Raw genomic sequence first — 4090 nt, forward strand, 5'->3', positions numbered from 1 at the left:
GCCCACCACCGGCTCCGCCACGCCCAGCCGGGCAAGGACCACCGCCATCTCGGCATTCGCATGGGTGATCCGGAGCGCGGGATCGGCCGCCATCAGCCCCAGCGGCATCTGCTCGATCATCTGTGCCTGGGCGAAGGCCCGCCCCACCGTGCCCCGCAGCTCCTCGAGCGCGGCGGCGATGCGGCCTGTCTCGTCCTTGCTGGCCTGGTCCCGCAGCTCGGCCGCCGTGCCGGGCGCGGTGTCGCCCGAGGCGATCGCGCGCACCCGCGTCGCGGCTCGGCGCAGCGGCGCGCCGATGGCGCGGGCGCTGGCCCAGGAGGAGAGCAGCAGGATCAGCGCCACCGCCAGGCCGATCCACAGGGTGAAGGTTTCCACACCTGCCAGCGCCTCATCCATGGCGCCGCGCTGCGCCGCCTCATCATCGCGTAAGATACGGGTTGCTTCGGCGAATGCGGCACGGACTGCAGAGGCGCTGGGCTCAGCCTGCTCTTGGCGAATCGTCGCTAGGTCGGCAATGGTGGCCAGGATCGTTTCGGAGGCGTCCGCCAACCCGGTGGCCAACAAGCCGACACGGTTCGCATCCTCTTTGAGCCGGTCAGATAGTGAGAAGGACAGCACTCCGCGCAGATGCACGCGCTGCTGTGCTATTGCGCGGCGAACCCGGCGCGCTTGCGCCTCCTCGCCCGTAATCAGGAAACGCTGGATTGCGAGCCGTACTTCGTTCGCGGCGTTGCTGAAGGCCATTACCCGGTTTCGCACTTCGTCCACCTGGGAGCGATCCGGCACCTCAAACTCCAGCGCGCCCAGCACAGCCTCCATACCCTGATCAAACTCAGAATTGAGGCGGTAGAGTTTGTCGTCGCGCGCGTCGATGATGCGTGAGCGCGCCTCCAGCATGCGTCCAATCGCGGCCTCGTAGCGGCCCGCCGCGGGAATGGCAGAGCGCGCAGCATCGCGCGCCGCTGGAAGATTGGTAGCCGAGGCGGCCTCCTCGGCCAATGTCCGAGCGGCGGCCAGTGCCGCGCGTGCCTTCGCGGCAGCACCTTGGGCGGCCTGCAGGTCCTGAGCGGTGCTCAGATCGGCCTCCGCAACCGGCGCTCCGGTAGCGGTGGTTCCTGCGCGCTCTACGAGGGCCAGCACCCGTGCCGCGCCGCGTAGATTGTTCTGCTGCTGGGCGACCGCCTGCAGCTCCGACCAGACAAGGCCCACTAGTCCCGTGAGGAGAAGCATAGCCAGCCCTGCGGTGGCGCCGAGCTTCCGGGCGACGGATAGGTTCTGGAACGCGCGCATAGCCCTGGACGGCTCCCTTACAGCACTGGTCTCAGTTGGTGCCGTCTAGTTGCTAACTGAGTGTTAAGGGCCTGAGTTGGGTAGGACCGATGGACGATGCGAGGACAAGGTCGAAACGGAGGTTATCCGCTGCCTGGAACGTAGCATCACTCTCGAGCTCTGCAGCCATCGCTAAGATAGTGAAGGCGCGCTCCAGCATGCAAAGCAGGCTCCCGGCTATACAGAAGCATAAACACCTTAACGGAAGCATTTATCAGGAGGCTAAAGGCGGAACTCCTCTGGCGCATCGTCTCAGAAATTGCGTCGAGGCTTCGCAGGCTATCCGCTGCCACATCGGTACCCTCACTGCCCCGTCCGGCGTCATCCCGCGCCCGACATTATGAGCTTGGCTATGTCCGAGAGAATGGCCGCTGATTTGTCCAGAGCGTCCACACGATGTCTATGTAAGTGCAACGCTGCTCACATTCATTGCAACTGGTCAGTAGGGCAACAGCAGGTGCGGTCAAGAGTGGCGCGCTAAGCAGCGCCGTCCGTGTCCTCCCAAGCTACCCGCAAGAACGTCGATCAAGTTAAGTACGCTAGCGAATGCGGCGCCAATCCCTGCCATCACAAAGCCTCAACGCCAAAAGCGGTCGCCGAGTCCATGCATCCCTGGCGCGCCTACGGGACCTTCGGGGTCATGCGTAGAGGCGGGAGGAATTATGGAGATCTGGGGAGACGGCTGAGCTCTCTCTACGGGAGCCTCGGCGCAAGACGGACGCAGGAGGCCGCAGTTCCAGCGGTATCCTTCTCGGCGGCCAGTCATGGTTCCTCCGCGATCGAAGTAGCAAACGCATTGCCGACCGCCGAAGCAGGTGGTCATGCCCTCCGTACCTGCGTTGCAGGCCGGCGTAAGAGTTGAGTTGACGGGCAGAGAGTACGGCCAGTTACCGACACCGCCCTGCGCCCGTGCGTCCGAGTACCACAAGCCCAATGCAAGTAATGCGGCGGCCGCAAGCCTGTGTAACATCCGACCTCCCGGAAAACCTTCTACTTAGCCCAACATTAGACGTTCGAAACGGATCTGCTTCGATGGAGCGGGCTGACCGGCTTCGGAGGCGCGTTCCCATTACGAGACATCGCCATGCCCTGCCTACCGGCCGGCTCCGCCACGACAATCATGGCCTGTGCGCCGCCGTTTAGCCAGCGGAGTTGACGTCGCGCCTAGGTGCTGCTGATCGGAGCCAGCTCTCCTCGGCCGGAGCAGTGCTCCAAACCCAGGCACAGGAAAAGCTCACGGTGGCCGGCTTGCCGCCGCCGGCGGGCTCGCACGAGAACGGCGCTCCGTAAACCCTCATCAACGGTTCAACCGGGCTGCCTGGAGCGGTCGGGCGTCAAAGTTTATGGGATGGCCCGCCCCTCAGTCCTGCTGGCGTAGGCTGGCCGGGCAACCGGGGCGTAAGGGAGCTGACCCATGACGGAGATTGCGGTTCTCGGGGTGGATCTGGGCAAGAACAGCTGCAGCGTGGTGGGGCTGGACGCAGCGGGCCGGGTGGTCCTGCGACGGCGGCTGCACCGGGACGGGGTGGTCAAGCTGGCGGCAGGGTCGCCAGGGTGCGTCGTGGCGATGGAGGCCTGCTGTGGAGCGCATCACCTGGGCCGGCGGCTGCGCGAGGCAGGGCACGAGGTTCGGCTGATGTCGCCCGAGTATGTGCGGCCCTATGTGAAGGCTCAGAAGAACGACGAGCGGGACGCGGAGGCGATCGCCGAGGCGGCGACCCGTCCGACCATGCGCTTTGTCGAGCTCAAGAGCGAGGCACAACTCGACGTGCAGAGCCTGCATCGCGCCCGTGACCGGCTGGTGGGCGAGAGGACGGCGCTGATCAACCAGCTGCGCGCCATTCTGCTGGAGCGCAGCATCACCGTGCCCCAGGGTCGGCGCAAGCTGGAGGTCTACCTCGAGACCCTGCTGGCCGAGGAGCGGGTCCCGCTCAGTCCGCGGGTGCGGCTGCTGGTGGAGGACCAGCGGGCCGAGTGGCGCGAGCTGGACCGACGTATCGAGGCGTTCGACCAGGAGTTCGCGGCCGAGGCTCGGGCCGATGAGGCTGCCCGGCTGCTGACCACCATTCCCGGCATCGGGCCGCTGAACGCGACGGCGCTGGTGGCGGCAATCGGCAGGGCCGAGACCTTCGGGCGAGGACGGGACCTCGCCGCCTGGCTGGGGCTGGTGCCGCGGCAGATGACCACGGGAGGCAAGCCAAAACTCCTGGGGATCAGCAAGCGAGGCAACGTCTACCTGCGAAGGATGCTGATCCACGGCGCCCGTGCCGCGTTGCCGACGCTGTCCAAGGGCGAAACCCCGCTTGGCGCCTGGTTACGAGGCCTGGCCACCCGGGCGCACGTGAACACCGTGGTGGTGGCCCTCGCGGCCAAGCTGGCGCGGATCATCTGCGCGGTGCTGCGCAGCGGGCAGCGGTTCGAGGTGAGGGCGGCGGCCGTGTCGTAGCCCAAAGGGTCAGCCGCTCGCGCTCACCCGGTGCGGGCGGCTGGTTGAGGTCTGCGGGGGGTGGAAGCGAGATGGCCTGATAGTCGACCGGCGTTCTGGAACCCTGGTGCAAAAAATGGCGCTCTGACGCCGCGAATTTTATGAGGACCAGAACGCGCGGATCTCCATCTTGGCAGGGAGCTTGCCTCCGAAGCCGATGGGGTGGATGGCCCCCGATCGGCATCGAAGTGCCAAGATGAGGGTTGTCGAACACCCCAGGAGGAGGCCATCCGCCATGCAGATTGCCACGATCGGCGTCGATCTCGCCAAGCATGT

The 4090-nt window shown here is 66.0% G+C and carries 1 protein-coding gene and 1 pseudogene; one reads left to right on the forward strand and one right to left on the reverse strand.

The annotated features are described in order from the left end of the window. Positions 1–1290 (reverse strand): annotated as a pseudogene (locus J8J14_RS24420) (methyl-accepting chemotaxis protein); the annotation flags it as partial. 1453 nt (positions 1291–2743) lie between these two features. Between J8J14_RS24420 and J8J14_RS24425 the strand changes: the two are divergent. Then, positions 2744–3775: an IS110 family RNA-guided transposase gene (locus J8J14_RS24425; RefSeq protein ID WP_209382143.1), complete on the forward strand. Its 1032-nt coding sequence runs from the start codon at positions 2744–2746 to the stop codon at positions 3773–3775. Positions 3776–4090: the final 315 nt, after the last annotated feature.

Source organism: Pararoseomonas baculiformis, from assembly GCF_017813395.1.
Lineage (GTDB): Bacteria > Pseudomonadota > Alphaproteobacteria > Acetobacterales > Acetobacteraceae > Roseomonas > Roseomonas baculiformis.

Excerpts from the sequence above, each read along its gene's own strand:
- J8J14_RS24425 (WP_209382143.1), top strand. The coding sequence starts at position 2,744 with ATGACGGAGATTGCGGTTCTCGGGGTGGATCTGGGCAAGAACAGCTGC.